Source organism: Actinophytocola sp. (assembly GCF_035762905.1).
Lineage (GTDB): Bacteria > Actinomycetota > Actinomycetes > Mycobacteriales > Pseudonocardiaceae > DASYTH01.
Window position 1 is genome coordinate 145,667 of sequence record NZ_DASUCC010000041.1, and the last position, 16,460, is coordinate 162,126.

At 74.1% G+C, this 16,460-nt stretch carries 12 protein-coding genes; 6 read left to right on the forward strand and 6 right to left on the reverse strand.

Features of this window, described 5'->3' with window-relative positions; translation table 11 throughout:
* Position 1: 1 nt before the first annotated feature.
* From VFV67_RS08110 to VFV67_RS08120, 3 genes are read right to left on the reverse strand one after another with little or no spacing between them, the layout of a single operon-like run.
* Positions 2-1,003, reverse strand: coding sequence for a proline racemase family protein (locus tag VFV67_RS08110; RefSeq protein ID WP_326468473.1), 1,002 nt, complete (start codon positions 1,001-1,003; stop codon positions 2-4).
* The gene (locus VFV67_RS08115; RefSeq protein WP_414636203.1) at positions 1,003-1,893 is read right to left on the reverse strand and encodes a dihydrodipicolinate synthase family protein; all 891 of its coding nucleotides are present in this window, start codon (positions 1,891-1,893) and stop codon (positions 1,003-1,005) included. The genes VFV67_RS08110 and VFV67_RS08115 overlap by 1 nt, the downstream gene beginning before the upstream one ends.
* The gene (locus VFV67_RS08120) at positions 1,893-3,485 is read right to left on the reverse strand and encodes a mucoidy inhibitor MuiA family protein (protein ID WP_326468476.1); all 1,593 of its coding nucleotides are present in this window, start codon (positions 3,483-3,485) and stop codon (positions 1,893-1,895) included. The genes VFV67_RS08115 and VFV67_RS08120 overlap by 1 nt, the downstream gene beginning before the upstream one ends.
* 64 nt (positions 3,486-3,549) lie before the next feature.
* Here VFV67_RS08120 and VFV67_RS08125 point away from each other — a divergent pair, with 64 nt between their 5' ends.
* Positions 3,550-5,493 carry a Xaa-Pro dipeptidyl-peptidase gene (locus VFV67_RS08125; RefSeq protein ID WP_326468478.1) on the forward strand — a complete coding sequence of 648 codons (1,944 nt, stop codon included), beginning with the start codon at positions 3,550-3,552 and terminating at the stop codon, positions 5,491-5,493.
* 1 nt (position 5,494) lies between these two features.
* On the opposite strand, the gene add is transcribed toward VFV67_RS08125, so the two are convergent.
* On the reverse strand, positions 5,495-6,502 hold the full coding sequence (add, locus tag VFV67_RS08130; RefSeq protein WP_326468480.1) for an adenosine deaminase: 1,008 nt from the start codon (positions 6,500-6,502) through the stop codon (positions 5,495-5,497).
* 61 nt (positions 6,503-6,563) lie between these two features.
* Here add and VFV67_RS08135 point away from each other — a divergent pair, with 61 nt between their 5' ends.
* A complete protein-coding gene (locus tag VFV67_RS08135; protein WP_326468482.1) occupies positions 6,564-7,406 on the forward strand; it encodes a M23 family metallopeptidase in 843 nt (280 codons plus the stop codon).
* A gap of 51 nt (positions 7,407-7,457) precedes the next feature.
* Here VFV67_RS08135 and VFV67_RS08140 read toward each other — a convergent pair whose 3' ends face one another.
* On the reverse strand, positions 7,458-9,788 hold the full coding sequence (locus VFV67_RS08140) for a helix-turn-helix transcriptional regulator (protein WP_326468484.1): 2,331 nt from the start codon (positions 9,786-9,788) through the stop codon (positions 7,458-7,460).
* A 42-nt stretch (positions 9,789-9,830) separates the two neighbouring features.
* Positions 9,831-11,072 carry an Hsp70 family protein gene (locus tag VFV67_RS08145; RefSeq protein ID WP_326468485.1) on the reverse strand — a complete coding sequence of 414 codons (1,242 nt, stop codon included), beginning with the start codon at positions 11,070-11,072 and terminating at the stop codon, positions 9,831-9,833.
* 206 nt (positions 11,073-11,278) lie between these two features.
* Between VFV67_RS08145 and VFV67_RS08150 the strand changes: the two genes are divergently transcribed.
* From VFV67_RS08150 to VFV67_RS08165, 4 genes are all read left to right on the forward strand, one after another.
* Complete coding sequence (locus VFV67_RS08150; RefSeq protein WP_326468487.1) at positions 11,279-12,283, forward strand: IniB N-terminal domain-containing protein; 1,005 nt, start codon at positions 11,279-11,281, stop codon at positions 12,281-12,283.
* A gap of 80 nt (positions 12,284-12,363) precedes the next feature.
* Positions 12,364-14,205 carry a dynamin family protein gene (locus VFV67_RS08155; protein WP_326468488.1) on the forward strand — a complete coding sequence of 614 codons (1,842 nt, stop codon included), beginning with the start codon at positions 12,364-12,366 and terminating at the stop codon, positions 14,203-14,205.
* Positions 14,202-15,620 carry a hypothetical protein gene (locus VFV67_RS08160; RefSeq protein ID WP_326468490.1) on the forward strand — a complete coding sequence of 473 codons (1,419 nt, stop codon included), beginning with the start codon at positions 14,202-14,204 and terminating at the stop codon, positions 15,618-15,620. Before VFV67_RS08155 ends, VFV67_RS08160 begins: the two co-directional genes overlap by 4 nt.
* A gap of 105 nt (positions 15,621-15,725) precedes the next feature.
* Positions 15,726-16,460 (forward strand): DUF4192 domain-containing protein (locus VFV67_RS08165; protein WP_326468491.1); only part of this gene is annotated, 735 nt, incomplete at its 3' end.

Below are 16,460 nucleotides of genomic sequence, written 5' to 3' on the forward strand. Positions count from 1 at the left end.
CTCACAGCAGGAATCCGGCCGGGAACGGATCGGCCGGATCCAGCAGGTACTGCGCGGTGCCGGTGACCCAGGCCCGGCCGGTGATCGTGGGCAGCACCGCCGGCCGGCCGCCGGTCGTGGTCTCGCCGACGAGCCGGCCGGTGAAGCTGGTGCCGAGGAAGGACTCGTTCACGAAGTCGGTGTGCAGGCCCAGCTCGCCGCGCGCGTGCAGCGCCGCCATCCGCGCGGATGTGCCGGTGCCGCACGGCGACCGGTCGAACCACCGGGGCGGCAGGACCATCGCGTGCCGGGAGTGTGCGGCGTCCGAGCCGGGCGCGGCGAGGTACACGCCGTGTACCGCGCGCACCGCCGGGTCCTCCGGGTGCACCGGCGGATCGGTGGCGTTGATCGCGTTCCTGATCGCGATCCCGGCGTCGAGCAACCGGTTCTGCTCGGCCCGGTCGAACGGCAGCCCGAGCTCCTCGAGCGGCACGATCGCGTAGAAGTTCCCGCCGTAGGCCAGGTCGTAGCGCACCGTGCCGTATCCGGGCACGTCCACCTTCGCGTCCAGCGCGGCGGCGAACGAGGCCACGTTGCGGATGGTCACCGCCGTTGCCCGCCCGTCGCGCACCGCGACCTCGGCGGTCACCAGCCCGGCCGGCACGTCCAGCCGGACCGTGGTCACCGGCTCGGTCACCGGCACCATCCCGGTCTCCACCAGCACCGTGGCCACGCCGATCGTGCCGTGCCCGCACATCGGCAGCACCCCGGAGACCTCGATGAACAGCACGCCGTGGTCGGCGTCCGGCCGGGTCGGCGGTTGCAGGATCGCACCGGACATCGCCGCGTGGCCGCGTGGCTCGTACATCAGCAGGGTGCGCAGGTGGTCCAGATGCTCGATGAGGTGTGCGCGCCGCTCGGCCATGGTGCGGCCCGGCAGCACGCCGACCCCGCCGGTGATCACCCTGGTCGGCATGCCCTCGGTGTGCGAGTCCACCGCGTGGAAGACGTTCCGCGAGCGCATCAGTGCCTCAACACCTTCGCCGTTTCCCGCACGATCTCCTCGGCGTCCGCAGTGGACAGTGGCTCGCGCGGAGGCCGGCACGGTCCACTGTACCGGCCGGCGACGTCCATGGACAGCTTGATCGCCTGCACGAACTCGGTGCGGGAGTCCCAGCGCAGCAACGGATGCAGCAGCCGGTAGGCCGGCACTGCGGTGGCCGGGTCGGCGCCGGTCGCCGCGGTGTACAGCTCGACGCACTGGTGCGGCAAGGCGTTCGGGAAGCCGGCCACCCAGCCGACCGCGCCGGCCAACGCCAGCTCGAGCAGCACGTCGTCGGCACCGGCCAGCAGGTCCAGCCCGGGGGCCAGTTCGGCGATCCGGTAGGCCCGGCGCACGTCGCCGCTGAACTCCTTGACCGCCACGATCAGGCCGTCGTCGAACAGCCGGGCCAGCAGCTCCGGGGTCAGGTCCACCTTGGTGTCGTGCGGGTTGTTGTAGGCCACGATCGGCAGTCCGGCCCTGGCCACCTCGCGGTAGTGCGCGACGATCGCGCGCTCGTCGGCCCGGTAGGCGTTGGGCGGCAACAGCATCACCGCCGGGCAACCGGCCTCGCCGGCCTGCTCGGCCCACCGTCGGGCCTCCAGCGCGCCGTAGGCGGCCACCCCGGGCATGACCACGCAGCCGGCCGGTGCGGCGTCGACCGCGGTGCGCACCACGGCGGCTCGCTCCTCGGGGGTGAGAACCTGGTACTCACCAAGGGATCCGTTCGGCACCACGCCGTGACAGCCGGCCTCGGCCAGCCACTTCACGTGCTCGGCGTAGCCGTCCAGGTCCACGGCCAGGTCCGGGCCGCGAAACGGCAGCGCGGTGGCCACCAGCACGCCGTGCCACGGCTTGGCCGGGGCGCCCATCAGTCCCGCCACCCGGTCAGCCGCACGCCCTTGGCCACGTCCACCCGGAACCCCATGGTCAGCTCCGCGGTCTTGTTCGGCGCCAGCTCCAACGTCCACCTCACCTCGCCCAACTCCGTCTGCTCAGCCGGTTTCGGGGTCAGCTGCACGTCCCGCACGGTGATCCCGTCGTCCCGGGAGACCGGAACCTGGTCGATCACCGTGACGCTGGCCGGCCGCGGCCCGTAGTTCCCGATCGTGATCTTGTACGCCGCCTCGTGCCGCCGGGTGTTGCCGAGCACCGCCTTGCCGGCCGTCCGGCGCACCAGCTCGCGCTCCACCCGGACCCGGTCGTCCACGCCGAGCGCCAGCTCCACCTCCTCACCAGGGGCCCACGGTTCCAGCGCCGTGCTGCCGACGAACTCGGTCTCGTGGAAGATCGCCGCCGGCCCCGGCCGCAGCGTGTGCTCCGAGGAGTTCACCACGGTCGCCCGCAGGTAGGCCTCCGGTCCGCGCAACGGCACCGTGACATGGTCCAACCGGGCCGGCAGCTCGGCCTGCAGCACGGTGGTGCGGTGCGCGGAGCCGTCGGCGGGCACCGCGACCGGGCGCGCCGGCCGGTAGGTGGCCGCCGCGACGCCGTGCTCGACGCTCGCCGTTGCGGTCGCGACCTCGGCCTTGGCCTGCGCGACCAACTGCCGGAACCCACCGCCGCCGGGCGCCTGGGCGGGCACGGGTGCCGGCATCCGCTCCATCTCCATGTCGGCGGCCATGCCGAAACCGGCCCTGAGCGGGACCACCGGTTGCTCGCGGTCCAGGTACCACGGGTCCAGCTCCGGCACGGTCACCGCGCTGGCCGGGCGGGCGGTGGACAGCCGCAGGTCGCACTCCGGCCAGTCCTCGCCGGTGTGCTGACTGACCAGCCCGAACCAGGTCAGGGTCAGGGTTTCGCCGCGCAGCCGCACGTCGTAGCGCGACTCCCAGCGGGCCGCGTCGACCAGGTAGGACAGCTCGAGCTCGATGTCGGCGGCCGCGGCGACGTCCAGGCTGACCGCGACCGCCATCCGGTCCGGGGCCTGCGCGGCGATCCGGTCGGCCAGCCGGCGCTCGAGCTCGTCGAGCTCCTGCTGGGTCGCCCGGCGCCGCTCGGTCAGCTGGCGGCGGGCGGCCAGCACCGCGGCGAGCTGCTCGGCGAGGCCGTCGCTCACCGCGGCCACCCGGGACACCTCGACCGAGTCCGCGGCCAGCGCCCGGGCGAACGCCGCACCGGAGCGCCGGGCCAGCGCGGTGATCAGGTCCGCCCGGCCGGCCAGCACCGTGTCCTCGTCGTTCAGCTCGGCCACCCGGTCCCGCACCGCGTCCCGGCGCCGCTCCAGCTCCTCGACGGCCACGTCGGGCGACCGGGGATTGCGCTCGGGCAGCACGTCCACGCCGAGCACGGTGGCCGGGCCGTGCCCGCCGGCGCGCACCGAGTCGGCCCGCAGGGTCAGCGGCAGCCCGCCGATCACCACCCGGTTCTCGCCCGCGGCAAGCGAAACCGTGCCACGCCGGGTGATCCGGGCCTGTCCCGGATACACCGTTACGGCCACAATGTCCGCATCCACTCTGCTCACTGTGGCGAGGCTAGCCGACGTTCGGCGCTATCACCCCTGCTGCGCCGCGGATAGGTTCCGGGGCATGACGATGCGCCGTACCACTCTGGCGGCGGCACTGGTCTGCGTCGCCGGGTTGCTCGTGCCGGGCGCGGTCGCCACGGCGGCCCCGGCGGCCCCGCACGTGCGCGGCACCCAGACGGTGCCGGTCTACGACTATGCCGACGCGATCCGGGAAAGCGTGTGGGTCACCACGCCGCTGGACAACGACGGGGACGGGGTCCGCGACAAGATCGTGGTCGACCTGGTGCATCCGCGGGAGGCGGCCGAGCGCGGCGTCAAGGTTCCGGTGATCATGGACGCCTCGCCGTACTACCAGTGCTGCGGCCGGGGCAACGAGAGCGAGCGCAAGGTGTACGCGGCGGACGGCACCGTCGCCAAGTTCCCGCTGTTCTACGACAACTACTTCGTGCCGCGCGGATACGCCTTCGCCGCGGTGGACTTCAACGGCACCAGCCGGTCCACCGGGTGCGGCGACGTGGGCGGGCGCGAGGAGATCATCGGCGCCAAGACCGTGATCGACTGGCTGAACGGCCGGGCGCGCGGTGAGTACGCCGACGGCACCGTCGCCAGGGCGACCTGGTCCACCGGCAAGGTCGGGATGATCGGCAAGTCGTGGGACGGCACCGTGGCCAACGGCGTGGCCGCGACCGGCGTGGACGGGCTGGCCACGATCGTGCCGATCTCGGCGATCTCCAGCTGGTTCGACTACTACCGGGACAACGGCGCGCTCTACACCACCGACTTCGGACCGGCCTGGCTGTCCGGGTTCGTCAACGGCCGGCCGGACCCGATCTGTGTGCCCAACCGGGAAGCGCTGCTGGCCGGATCGGACAACGCCACCGGCAACTTCAACGCGTTCTGGGCCGAGCGCGACTTCGTGCCGGACGCGCGCCGGGTCAGGGCCAGCGTGTTCGTGGTGCACGGCATCAACGACCTGAACGTGGAGACCAAGCATTTCGCGCGGTGGTGGGACGCGCTGGCCGGCCGCGGCGTGCCGCGCAAGATCTGGCTGGGCCAGGAGGGGCACGTCGACCCGTTCGACTTCCGCCGCGCGGAGTGGGTGGCCACCCTGCACCGGTGGTTCGACTTCTGGTTGCAGGGCCTGCGCAACGACGTCATGCGCGAGCCGATGGCCACCATCGAGCGCACCCCGGACCACTGGGTGAACGAGCCGACCTGGCCGGCGCCGGGTTCGTTCCACCTGCCGGTCTCGCTGGGCACGGGGGACGGCTCCGCCGGCACGCTCGGGTTACGGCCGAGCCGGCCGGGCACGCTGGTGTCGGTCACCGACGACCCGTCGCTCCGCGAGGGCGCCGCGGTGTCCGACCCGAACGCGGCGGTGGCCGGTCGGCAGGTGTTCCTGTCCGCGCCGCTGCGGCGTGACCTCCGGATCAGCGGCACGGCGACGGTCAGCCTGCGGGTCCGGGTGAACCAGGCCAACACCGGGTTCGCCGCCCGGCTGGTGGACTACGGCACGGCGGAGCGGATCAACTCCCTGGCCTCCGGCGAGGGGATCCGGACGCTGGCCACCGAGTCGTGCTGGGGCGCGACCTCCGCTGCCGACGACCCGTGCTACCGCGACACGGTGAAGAACGTGGTCACCCGGGACGCCGCCGTGATCTCCCGCGGCTGGCTCGACGCCGCGCACCGGGACTCGCTCACCGCGCCAAGCCCGCTGGTTCCGGGCCGGTGGTACACGGTCACCTGGCAGCTGCACGCGCACGACCTGGTGCTGCCCGCCGGCCGGGTGCTCGGTCTGGTGATCACGTTGAGCGACAGCCAGTTCACCGTGCCCCGGGGCACCGGCGCCACGGTGGACCTGGATCTCGGGCGCAGCCGGTTGGGCCTGCCGATCTCGCTGCTGCCCGGCGCGGCCGCGCTGCCCGAGGTCGAGGTGGCCCCGCAGGTCTCCGCCACCCTGGAGCCGGAGGTCCCGCCCGAGGACCGGTGGACCGGCTTCCGCTGAGTTACCGGGTGCGCTCCACCTCGTCGATCTCGGCGAGCAGGGCGGAGCGCACCTCGGGCCGGCAGAACGCGGCGTCGACACCGGCCCGGGCCAGGTCGGCCAGCTCGGTGCGGCTCAACCCGAACTGCTCGTGGCAGAGCAGGTATTCGGTGTTCAGGTCGGTGTGGAACATCCCGGGGTCGTCGGTGGCGATGGTGACCGGCACCCCGGCCTCCAGTAGCCGGGGCAGCGGGTGCTCGGCCAGCGTCGGCACCGCCTTGGTGCGGATGTTCGAGGTCGGGCACACCTCGACCGGGATGCCGTTGGCGGCCAGGTGGGCGAGCAGTTCGGGGTCGGCGACCGCGCTGGTGCCGTGCCCGATCCGTTCCGCGCGCAGCTCGGTCAGCGCGGCCCAGATGGTCTCCGGTCCGGTGGTCTCCCCGGCGTGCGGGACCAGGTGCAGCCCGCCGTCGCCGGCCATGCGGAACGCGTCGGCGTACTTCTCCCTCGGCACGCCGATCTCCGCGCCGCCCAGCCCGAACCCGACGGTCCCGGCCGGCCGGTGCCGCAGCACCCACTCGGCGGTGGCGATGCCCGCCTTGTAGCCGAGTGATCCGGCGATGTCGAACACCCAGGCGAGCTCGACGCCGTGCTCGGCGCGGGCCCGCTCGCGGCCGGTGGTGAGCGCCTCGGCCAGCTCGTCCGGCTCGATGCCCAGCATCAGGTGCGGCACCGGGGTCACGGTCACCTCGGCGTAGCGCACGTTGTTCCGGGCCAGGTCGGCGGCCTGCCCGACGACCAGGTCGGTGATGTCGGCTGCGGTGGTCACCAGGGTGGTGACCTTCACGTACACCTCGATGAAGTGCGCGAAGTCGGTGAACTCGTAGAACTCGCGCAGCGCCGCCCGGTCCACCGGGACGCCCCGGTCCGGGTGCCGGCGGGCCAGCCCGAGCACCGTGTCGATGGAGGCGGAGCCGAGCAGGTGCACATGCAGCTCGACCTTGGGCAACGCGGCGACGAAGTTCTGCACGCCGACAATTCTTCCAAGTTAGATCTACACGACAACGCAATTTATTTGGCAAGATCCTCACATGAAGACCCTGCGCCTCCTCACCGGCGCGGCGCTCGCCGCCTCCGCGCTCACCGTCCTCGGCACGACCGAGGCCAGCGCCGCGCCCGCCTTCCAGCTCCCGTTCCCCTGCGGCCAGACCTGGAGCGGCCAGACCAGAACCAACCACAGCCCGGCCAACGCGGTCGACCTCAACCGGACCAACGACGACGGCGACCCGGTGGCCGCCGCCGCGGCCGGCCGGGTGTCCCGGGTGGACAACGAGGGTGCCGACAGCTACGGCCGGTGGATCGAGCTGGACCACGGCAGCGGCTGGACCACCCGCTACGCCCACCTGTCCGCCCAGCGGGTCGCGGTGGGCGACCGGGTCAGCCCCGGGCAGCTGATCGGCAACGTCGGCACCACCGGCGGGTCCAGCGGCCCGCACCTGCATTTCGAGGAGCGGCAGAACGGCGCCGCCGTGCGGATCTCGGTGAACGGCGCGCAGATCCTCTACTGGGGCACCCGGAACTACACCAGCGCCAACACCTGCGCGGCGAACAACTCGCACACCCCACGAGAGGTGTGCGGCGCCGGCTACCAGGTGATCGACTTCGCCGGGCTCGGCCAGGCCGGCACGGTCTACCTGCTCTACAACGCCGGCACCGGCAACAACTGCGTGGCCACGATCAAGTCGACGTCGATCGGCACGGCCTCGGCCACCTCGGCCTTCCTCGAGGTGCAGGGCGCGGCGCGGGCCACGGACTCCGGCTCGTTCGCCTACTACGCCGGCCCGGTCCGCCGCGCGGCACCCGGGGCGTGCGTGCGGTGGGGCGGCTCGGTCGGGTCGGCGTCCTACACCAGCCCGTTCAAGCACTGCGGTTGATCAGGTACCGCGGTTGATCAGGTACCGCGGTTGATCTGGCGTTGCGGTTGATCAGGGGCTGGGTGGCTCGGCGAGCATTGTGCGGAGTTGGGCGAGCAGGTCGCGTCGGTTGGCCGCGCCGAGGCGTTGGCGCATCCGGGCGACGTGGTGTTCGACGGTCTTGGCCGAGATGTAGAGCCGGTCGCCGACCTCCCGGTAGGTGAGGCCGTCCAGCACCAGGCGGGCGACCTGGCGTTCCCGTTCGCTGATCCGGGCCGGGCCGGGCTCGTCCGGCGCGGGCACCGGGCCGGCGCCGGACAGCGACCGGGCGCAGTCCATCAGCGCGACCATCGCCCGGCGGTCCGGCGTGCGGATCGCCGCCTGGCCGGCCAGCCGGGCGGCATCCCAGCGCAGCCCGGCGGCGTGCAGGTCGCGGGCCACCGGCTCGATGGCGGCCGGATCGATCGTGCCGCCGAGCACGTCCAGCCAGCAGCGCGCGGCGGCGGCGAGCAGCGTGTGCTGCCGGCCGTGCCCGGCGTGCCGGGCCAGCACCGCGGCCTGCTCCTGCGCAAGGGCCGGCCGCTCGGCCACGATCGCGGCGTGCAGCCGGCTCCAGGCCAGGCCGGCCGCCCACAGCGGCGGATCGTCCAGTGCGTCCAGCAGCATCCGGGCGGTGGCCAGGTGTCCGGCCAGCCGGTCCTCCTCGCCCATCCGGGCCGCGGCGATCGCCAGCTCACCGAGCGGAAGCAGGGTGAACAGGTCCACCGGATGGCGGATCGCGGCGTCCCCGGCCCGGGCCCACACCCGGCGCAGCGCCTCCAGGTCGCTGGCCCGCCGGGCCAGGCCGACCTCGAGCGCGACCGCGAACAGCCAGTCGCGCGGCGGCAGCGGGGCGCCGGCCGTGCGGGCCGCGCCGGCATCGCGCAGCCGCTGCCTGGTCGCGTCCAGGTCCCCGCGGATCAGGCTCACCCAGGCGTAGAGCAACCGGTGCCGCACGGCGAACGGCAGGCCGCCCATCCCGGATCGCACCGCGCGCTGCAGCACCGACTCGGCCACGGCCAGTTCGCCGGCATGCAGCGCGACCACGGCGGCCAGCGCCGCGGGGGAGTCGGGCAGCAGCACGGCCGCCTCGGCCGGTTCGAGCAGTGAGGACGCCCGGACCAGGTCGGCCAGCGCGCTCGCCGGCCGGCCGGTCACCGAGGCGTGCACGCCGCGGGCCATCAGCTCGGCCGCCCCGGACAGCAGCGTCGGCGGGCCGTCCGGCGGGGACCCGCCGAGCAGCGCCCCGGCCGCGTCCGGCGCGCCGGTGCCGATCAGGCCGATGGCCGCGAACGCGTTCGACAGGCCGGTCGCCGACCAGCGGAACAGCTCGGCGCTGCTGCCGAGCTGGCCACGGTGGGCGAGTGCGGCGGCGGCCACCCGGGCCGCCTCCCGGGCGGTCTCGCCGTGGCCGGCCCGGTCCGGTCCGGCCAGCACCTGGTCGGCCACCCGCAGCGCGGTGTCCAGATCACCGGCCAGCGCCACCCGCTCCGCCCAGGCCGGGCCGCGGGAGCGCTGGGCCTCGGCCAGCCGGGCCCGCACGGCGGTGCGCCGGTCCACCGGCACCAGGGTGCGGATGGCCAGCCGCACGACCGGGACCGGCCGGCCGCTCCGGTCGATCAGCCCGGTGGCCCGGGCCGCCCCGGCCACCTCGCCGACCCCGTCCGGGTCACAGCCGAGCAGGTCGCCGAGCAGTTCGACGTGCGGCGCGGGGCCGGACAGGTCGGCGGCGATCAGGAAGTCGAGCACCCCGGTGGCCAGGCCGTCGAGCTGCGGGCCCAGCTCGGTGATCGCCGCCGCCGGCACCTCCAGCGGGTCGTCATGGCCGGCCGCGGCGATGGCCCTGGCCAGCCGGTCCACCAGCGCCGGCACCCCGCCGGTCTGGGCCAGCACGAACTCGTCCAGCCCCGGCCGGTCGGCCAGGCCGACCGCGGCCAGGTGCGCGGCGATCTGCTCCCGGTCGAACGGCCGCAGCGCCGCGGTGCCGTCCAGCGCGCCGGCCAGTTCGCGCAGCGCCGTGGAGTTGGGCCACGGCCGGGCCGCGACGATCAGCCGGGCCTGCCCGGTCCGGGCCACGCCGTGGATGTGCCGCAGCGCCGCCGGGTCCAGCCGGTGCGCGTCGTCCACCAGCAGCGCGATCCGGGCCGGGTCGGCCGCGGGGTCGAGTGCCTCGGACACCCCGCCCACCCGGACCCCGGCGTCCCGGTAGATCGCGGCCAGTTCGCCGAGCACGGCGGTCTTGCCGTAGCCGCCGGGCGCGAGGACGCCGGCCCGGATCGGGGCGCCGGGGTCGGCGGCGACGGTCTCGGCCAGCTGGCGGGCGCGCGCGTCCGGCACCGGGTTCGGCGCGGTTCGGGTGGTCAACGGCGATCCTCCGCGGGTCGGGTGCGGCTGGCGGGCCTCGCGTCAACCCGCTCTTCGCCGGGACCGGCCGGCCGCGTACCGGCGCCGCACCCGGCGCCGCGGAAGGTCGAGCGGCGCCACCGCCACCGGCGGGCGGGGCGGCTGGGTGGGGGCGTCCGGGTCCAGCGGGCCGGCCTCCTCGCGCTGCTCCGGCACCCGTACCTGCTCCACCGGCGGGTCGGCCCGGGTGAGCCGGCGCCAGCCGGCCAGGGCCGCGCCGCGGGCCACCGCGGTCTCCGGCTCCGGATCCACGCTCACCTCGCCAGGTGCGGCCGCCCGCACCAGTTCGGCGACGGTCGGGACGCGGGCCGAGCCGCCGGTCAGGATCACCCGGCCGACCTCCCGGCCGGCCGCGCGCACGGTCTGCTGGAGCAGGTCGACACCGCGCTGGACCACCGGTCCGATCAGGCCGGCCAGCCGGGCGCGGGTGACCTGGACGCCGGCCGGACCGAACGGGGCGGTGGGGACGACCGTGTGGGGCTTGTCGGTCAGCTTCTCCTTGGCCACCCGGCAGGCCAGCCGCAGGTCGGCCATTGCCGCGCGGACCGCGTCGTCGAACGGGTCGAGGTCGTCCGGGCGAACCCCGAGCTCGCTGAGCACGTGACCGGTGAGCAGGTCGTCGAACCGGCTCCCGCCCAGGTGCTCGGCCGGCTCGGCCCGGCTCAGCAGGGCGAATCCGTGTTGCCCGTATCGGGTGACGGCGCAGGCCAGGTCGTGCTCGCCCAGGTCGAACACGGCCAGCGCGTCGTCCTCGGCCGGCGGGTGCGCAGCGGCATGACACTCCGCGGCCGCCACCGGCTTGGGCAGCAGGAGAACCTCGGTCAGCCCGGCCTGGCGCAGCGCGCCGCCGAGCAGGCTGCGCCGGTGCGGACCCCAGCCAGCCGGATGGGTGACCACGACCGTGTCCGGCTCGGACCCCTCGGACTCGACCGCCCGGTCGGCCACCCAGGCGATCAGCGCGGCGGTCAGAATCTCCGCCGGACAGGGCCGCCCGGCCAGCAGCGGGGCCACCGGATCGCCGACCCGGCCGGCGAACCCGCGGGACACCCGTTCCGGCTCGTGCTCGGCCCGGATCACGGCGTCCCGCCCGACCAGCACGGTGTCGTCGTCGGTCAGGTAGAGCACGGACTCCACCGAGGTGGTCTCCGCGTCCAGTTGCAGCACGACGGCGCCTTCGTCGTCGTGCCCCCGCAGTGCCGCGGTCGTGTGACCGCTGCCCACGTCAACGCCAAGGACGTACGGCATGCCGGCGATTCCTCCGCGTTCGATCGGACCCGTGAGTTGGTATCACCACGGGTGGCGAGCCAGGGAACCCCTAACCCCCTAATGAGTAACTACCGAGGCCCTAATGGGTTACGCGGAATGACTAGGAGTCATCCCCGATGCGGCTCATTGCCCGGTCGCCCTAGCGTTCCGCCCAGCCAACCGACCGATCGTCCGAGGAGCTTCCGTTGACCGCCGAACCGACGCTGCACGACTTCGTGATCAAGCTGCTGTCCGACCCGTCGTGCCGCCAGGTGTTCGACCTTGACCCGGTGGGCGCGCTGTGCGACGCCGGCCTGCCCGACGTCACCCCCGAAGACGTCATGGACGCCATCCCGCTGGTGCTCGACCTCGCGTCCGCCACCACCGAGGGGATTTCCGTCGACGGCGGGCTCACCGCCAACCTGTCCGGCGTCTCCGGTGCCGGTGCGCTCAGCTCGCCGGTCGGTTCCGGCACGTTCGGCTTCGTCGCCGGCCCTCGGGAGGCCGCGTTCGCCGCCACGTTCGACACCGCGCCGGCCGACGGCCAGATCTCCTACGCCGCCACCACGGGCGAACCGTCCGCCGCGTTGAGCTTCGGCCTGGACGGCGGCGGGTTCGACCCCGACGCGCTCGGCCGCGGCGGCGACGCGGTCACCGGCACGGTGGCCGGCTATGCCGGCGGCGGCATGGACACGCTCAACGGCTACCTGACCGACGGCGCCGGCGGCCTGACCGACGCCGTGACCATGGGCACCGGCATGGTGGGCGGGCTGGCCAGCAGCGCCGGTCAGCTGTTCGACCAGGCCAACCTCCCGGTCGCCGGCGACCTGCCCGGCACCCTCCCCGGCGCGCTCCCGGAGCTGCCGACCGACCTGCCGGCGGGGCTTCCCGGCATCCCCGGAGTTCCCGGCATCCCGGGCGTCGGGCACGGGCTGCCCGGCCTCGGCGACCTGGGGCTGAACCTGCCGGACCTGCCGATCGACCTGCCGCAGCTCCCGGTCGACCTGCCCGACCTGCCGGTCGACCTGCCGGTCCTTCCGGAGCACCCGGCCGCGCCCCCGGTACCGGATGCGCCGGACGCCCCCGGGCTGCCCCTCCTGCCCGGTGTCGTGCAGGACACCGTCGGCACGGTCGGCGGACTCACCTCCGGCGTTCCGATCGTGGGTGATCTGCTCGGAGGTGTGGACAACCACCTGCCGTTCGGGCATTGAGCATCGCCCGCCTCGGGGGCGGCCCGACCGGGCCGCCCCCGGCTTTCGTGCACACAGAGTTACCAGGCACACTCAGCCGGGTGACAGCAGTGTCGTGGTTGGACGTTCTAGATGCCACGATCGGTGCATGCACTGCGGGACAGCGGCATGACCTCGCCGATCGGCTGCGCCGCAAGCGCGGCCAACTGCTCGATTCGACCCTGCGGGTGCCCGTGGTCGGCGAGCAGAACCAGGGTAAGAGCCAGCTGGTCAACGCGCTGATCAATGCCCCGATCTGCGCCGTGGGGGACCACGTCACCACCCCGGCGCCGATCGTGATCTCGCACGCCGACGCGCCGGTGGCCACCCTGGTCAGGGAACCGGCCGGGGCCGAGCCGAGGCGCGAGCCCATCCCGGTCGAGGAGGTCGCCGAGCAGCTCGCCGCCCGGGCGCCCGCGCCGGCGTCCGGCCGCGGCGAGCTGCTGCACACCGAGGTCGGCCTTCCGCGCAAGCTGCTCGCCAGCGGGCTGGTCCTGGTGGACACCCCGGCGGTGGACGACTTCGACTCGATCCGGTCGGCCAGCATGTTCAGCGCGGTCGCCCAGGCCGACGCGGTGCTGGTGGCGTCCGCGGCGACCAGGGAGCTGGCCGCGACCGAGCTCGCCCTGATCGACCGGCTCACCCGGATGTGCCCGACCGTCGCCGTGGTGCTCACCAAGATCGACATTGCGCCGCGCTGGCGTCGGGTGGCCGAGCGCAACCGCAGCCGGCTGGCCGCCGCCGGCATCCAGGCCAAGGTCATCCCGGTGTCCGCCGTGCTCCGGCAGACCGCGGCCAAGTCCGGCGACGAGGCGCTCAACGCCGAGTCCGGGTTCGGTGAGCTGCTCTCCTACCTGCAACACGACGTGCTCGGCCAGCCGGACGTGCTGGCCAGGCGGTCGGTCGCGGTGCTGTCCAGCCTGGCCGTTCGCCAGCTGCTGGTTCCGCTGCACCAGACCGTGGCCGGCACCCCGGCGACCGGCCCGTCCGAGTCGGTGGTCAAGTGGCAGACCGCCCAGCGGCAGATCGACCAGCTGCGCAAGGACGCCACCGCCTGGCAGACCGCGCTCGCCGACGACATGGCCGACCTGTCCAGCGACATCGAGTTCGATCTGCGTGACCGCACCCGGCGGATCCTGCGCGAGATGGACAAGTACTTCGACGAGGCCGACCCGGAACGGGACTGGGACGCGTTCGCCGAGTGGCTCGACGAGAACCTGGCCGAGGCCGCCGACACCAACTTCGCCTGGCTGGTCGAACGGTTCGACTGGATCGTCCGCCGGGTTCAGCGGGACCTGGAGCAGTACCGGGACGAGGTGCTGCCCCGCTCGGTGCTGGAGATCGACGACCGGCTGCTCGACGAGGCGCGCGACATGGACCGGCCGCGGATCGAGCGGTTCACGTTGAGCCAGAAGCTGTTCGTCGGCCTGCGCGGGTCCTACGGCGGCGTGCTGATGTTCGGCCTGGCGACCAGCCTGGCCGGCTGGCCGCTGATCAACGCGGTGTCCCTCGGTGCCGGCGCGCTGTTCGCCGCCAAGACCATCTACGACGAGAGCGGCGTGCAGCTGCGCCGCCGCCAGGCCACCGCGAAGTCCGCCGCCCAGCGGCACATCGACGACTTCTTCCTCTCCTACGGCAAGGACGCCAAGGACATCGTCCGGCAGCTGCAGCGGCGGCTGCGGGACCACCTGACCGGCACGGCCGAGGAACTGCGGATGGAGATCATCCAGGAGGCCCAGTCGGCCAAGCAGGAGGCCGAGCTGGACGCCGCCGAGCAGCAGCGGCGCACCGCCGATGCCCGGACCGGGATCGAGCGGCTCACCGCGCTGCACAACCGGATCGTGGCGCTCGCGCCGGCCGGCGTGGCGCTGGCCGGCCCGCGGCGGCGGAGCATCGCCGGATGACCGAGCTGCTCGGCCGGACCTGGGCCGTGCTGAACCGGGCGCTCGAGGTGTACCAGGACAACCCGAGGGCGGGCGACTGGCTGCGCCGGCACGCCGACCGGCTGACCGGCCCGCTGCGCATCGCGGTGGCCGGACAGCAGAAGGCCGGCCGGTCCACCCTGGTCAACGCGCTGGTGGGGGAGCAGGTCGCGCCGCTCGAGCTGTCCGACGACGCGCCGGGCACGGTCTGGTACCAGGCCGGGGCCACCCCCAGCGCGACCGTGTTCCCGCACGACGAGCCACCCCGGGAGCTGCCGGCCGAGCGGGTCGGCGGCCGGCTGCAGGTGGACCTGGGTCCATGGCGGGAACGGCCGGTGGACCGCATCGTGGTGGACTGGCCGGCGCGCAGCCTGCGGGGCACCGCGCTGCTGGACACCGCCGGCCCGCCCGCGATGGAGCGGCTGACCGACGCCGACGCCGTGGTCTACCTGGCCCAGCACCTGCACACAAGTGACGTCCGGCTGGTGCAGTCGTTGCACGAGAACCCGCTGGCGATGGCCAGCCCGGTCGGGGTGCTGCTGGTGCTGTCCCGAGCCGACGAGGTGGGCGCCGGCCAGATCGACGCGCTGTTCGCCGCCCGGCAGCTGGCCCGGCAGCACCGCCGGGAGGCCCGGATCGGCGCGCACTGCCAGGACGTCATCGCGGTGACCGGCCTGCTCGGCTACGCCGGGCGCACCCTGCGCCAGGCCGAGTTCGACGCGCTGCTGGTGCTGGCCGGCACGCCGCGCGCCGAACTGGACGGCCACCTGCTGTCCGCCGACCGGTTCGCCGGCGCGGTGCTCCCGTTGGGCGCCGAGCTGCGGCACGCCCTGCTGGACCGGTTGGGCCTGTTCGGTCTGCGGCTGGCGACCGCGCTGATCCGGCAGGGTTTCGACACCCACACCAAGCTGTGCGGCCAACTCGTGCAGCGCAGCGGGCTGACCGAGCTGCGCACCGCGATCGGGCGCTACTTCACCGATCGGGCCGAGGTGCTCAAGGCCCGCTCCGCCCTGATCGGTCTGGAGGTCGTGCTGCGCCGGGAACCCCGCCCGCCGGCCGTGGCCATGGCGGCCGAGTTGGAACAGATCCTGGCCGGCGCCCACGACTTCCGTGAGCTGCGCCTGCTCGCCGCCCTGCACGCCGGCGCCGCCGTGCTGCCCGCCGAGCTGACCGCCGAGGCCCGCACCCTGATCGGCGGCGACGGCGTGTCCCTGTCCGCCCGCCTCGGCCTGACCGACGAGGAACTCGCCGACCCCGCGCTGCGGCACGCCATCGTCAACGCCCTGCGCCGCTGGCGCGCCCATGCCGAGAACCCGGTGTTCGACGAGGACGCCCGCGCCGCCGCCGGAACCGTCGTTCGCAGCTGCGAAGGCATGCTGGCCAACCTTCCCGGTTAACACACCCCACCGACATTCCCGCCGCTTGTCCACAAGGGCCGGATCTGTCCACAGCAGACCCATGGCGGCCCGCTGCCCGCCCGCGAAACCGTGCACTGTGGACGCATGACCTCACCACTGCCCGGCCCCAGCCTGCTGTCCGACGACCCCGGCGGCCTCATCGCCGCCATCCCCGCCCTGCTCCGCTTCGTCCCCGCCGACTCGCTCGTCCTGATCACCTACACCGGCGCCCAGACCCTCGGCCTCGAAGCCGTGCTCCGCATGGACCTCCCCGACCCACCGCACGTTCCCGACGTGGTGGACCAACTCCGCATGGTCGCCCACAACCACGAAGCCAGCGTCGTCGAACTGATCATCCTCGGCGGCCGCAGAGCATCCGACCCCGCCACCGACCTCCCGCACCGTCCCCTGGTCGACGCCCTGGCCGAATCCTTCGACCAGGGCGGCATCCTGGTCGCCCACTCCATCTGGGCCGCCGACCCCCACCCCGGCACCCCCTGGCACTGCTACGCCGATCCCGTCTGCACCGGCCACATCCCCGCGACCCCACCACCCCTCCTCACCGCCCTCACCCCATCCCCGACCCCCACCACCCCGTTCGCCGACCGCGCCGCCTTCTCCGCCCACCTGTCAGCCGATCCACCCGAGTCCCTAGCCCACCGCGCCACCCTCCTCACCACCCTTCCCCCGGTAAACCCCGACCACGACTTCCCCTTCCTCCGCACCACCATCGACGCCCTCGCCCCGCCCCCCAATCAGACCCACTCGCTCACCCCCGCCCCCACCCCGTGCACCCCCGCCCCCAGCCCGCCGACCGAGGCCCCTGCTCCCCCCACCGAC